Below are 1,828 nucleotides of genomic sequence, written 5' to 3'. Positions count from 1 at the left end.
TCCCCTAAAATAGTACAGCAAAAAAGTAGAAAATTATCTATGATAAAAGTAAAAGGGGATTTAATTATGAAAAAAATGACTGAACATCAAATCGTCGCTATTTTAAAAGAAGCTGAAGCAGGTATTCCTGTCAAGGAACTCTGCCGTAAATATGGCATGGGTAATTCAACTTTTTATAAATGGCGGGAAAAATACGGCGGAATGGAAACTTCGGATATCAAACGCTTAAAAGAGCTGGAGGCTGAAAACCGCAAACTTAAGCAGATGTTTGCCGAGCTTAGCTTAAAATCACAGCTTCAGGAAGAAATCATAAAAAAGCTTTAGTGCCCACAAAGGCACGTAAAACGTGGGCACAGCAACTACAACAAAATCATTCAGTTACTATTGCTATGAGTTGTGCCATTGTTGGCTTAAGCCGTTGTGCTTACTATTATCAACCTAAGTTACAGGATGATTCGGTGATTGTTTCGGTATTGAATGCTATCACAGACCGGCATTTACGCTGGGGCTTTCCTAAATGCTTTAATCGTATCAGAAAGCTCGGCTATCAATGGAACCATAAGCGTGTTTATCGGGTGTATTGTGAATTAAAGCTTAATCTCAGAGTAAAACGAAAAAAACGCATTCCTCCACGATGCCCGGAAAAGCTATTGGTGCCTAATAAACAAGGTGAATGTTGGTCAATGGATTTTATGAGTGATAGTAGCCGTAATCAACGTCGCTTTAGGACATTCAATGTCATCGATGACTTTAATCGTGAGGCGTTAGGTATTGATATTGCAGTAAGTTTACCAGCAGGAAGGATTACCCGTTACTTAGATAAACTGGCCGAATATCATGGATATCCATTAAAAATACGGGTCGATAATGGGCCAGAATTTACAGGAAAAACCTTTATAAACTGGGCTAAATCACATAATATAACCATTGATTATATCCAGCCTGGTAGCCCTTATCAAAATGGCTATATTGACCGATTTAATCGTACCTATCGTACTGAAGTACTCGATTTATATCTTTTTAACAACTTAGCACAAGCAAGGAAAATAACCGAAGAATGGCTAACGATTTATAACACCGAAAGACCGCATGAGGCATTAAATAACATGACACCGATTGAGTATAAAACACTGAAACAGGCAGCATGATTTTCTACGTGAGTTGTGTACTAAGTTTGGTGTATTTACAAACTCACAATACACCCAATAAACACGTTTGCAACTCTATTTATAGCGAGCTTTCCGATACAATAAAAAATTTCGGCCCCCCAGCGTAAATGTTTTTCAGCTATATCACTTAATATCAAAATAATCATTGAATCATCCAATAATTTAGTTGGATAATAGTAAGTACAACGACTTAATACCACAATAGCGTGACTGATAGTAATTGATTTACAAGGATAATTATGGGACATTTTATCTTTAGAAAAATCTAAGATATATTCAATTTTGATGGTACACTTAATGAATAATAAAAAAATCCACAGTAGCAAAAAGAAAGAACCCGAATTGTTGAAATGAACTTACATATAAAAAATAAAATGTTACAAAATAAAGATGATTCAATTAAAGATACTTTTTGCTATTTATTATTTGAGATAGGTTTTTTTCATGCCAATCTAATTGAAATTACAATAAAAAATGCAGAAGAATATCTATATCTAGTTAAAAATGATATTGATATAAAAAACCTTTTAATTTGGATTTGTCAATGTGTAGACCAATGTTTCATTTCTCACCATGATAAGGATGATTATTATACTATAAAAAACTATTCTTCTGAAATTGAAAGCAAATGGAATAATGGCTGGAAACCAAGAATACAA

3 protein-coding genes are annotated in these 1,828 nt (G+C 34.0%); 2 read left to right on the top strand and 1 reads right to left on the bottom strand.

Going from position 1 to position 1,828, the window contains the following annotated elements:
• The first annotated feature begins 66 nt into the window (after positions 1-66).
• Positions 67-1,148 (top strand): IS3 family transposase gene (locus A9G44_RS04040; protein ID WP_442902923.1). Its coding sequence is split into 2 segments (ribosomal slippage): positions 67-313 and positions 313-1,148, totalling 1,083 coding nucleotides; the frame shifts between segments, so codons are not numbered across the junction.
• 35 nt (positions 1,149-1,183) lie between these two features.
• Here the strand turns inward: A9G44_RS04040 and A9G44_RS13460 are convergent.
• The gene (locus A9G44_RS13460) at positions 1,184-1,417 is read right to left on the bottom strand and encodes a hypothetical protein (RefSeq protein ID WP_065609296.1); all 234 of its coding nucleotides are present in this window, start codon (positions 1,415-1,417) and stop codon (positions 1,184-1,186) included.
• A gap of 126 nt (positions 1,418-1,543) precedes the next feature.
• On the opposite strand from A9G44_RS13460, the gene A9G44_RS04030 reads away from it, so the two are divergent.
• A partial coding sequence (locus A9G44_RS04030) for a hypothetical protein (RefSeq protein ID WP_218837528.1) occupies positions 1,544-1,828 on the top strand: 285 nt, incomplete at its 3' end.

Source organism: Gilliamella sp. Occ4-3, from assembly GCF_001690675.1.
Taxonomy (GTDB): Bacteria; Pseudomonadota; Gammaproteobacteria; order Enterobacterales; family Orbaceae; genus Gilliamella; species Gilliamella bombi.
Note: the sequence above shows the minus strand (reverse complement) of the source record. Positions and strands in the feature narration are given on the sequence as shown.

Excerpts from the sequence above, each read along its gene's own strand:
- A9G44_RS13460 (WP_065609296.1), bottom strand. The coding sequence starts at position 1,417 with ATGTCCCATAATTATCCTTGTAAATCAATTACTATCAGTCACGCTATT.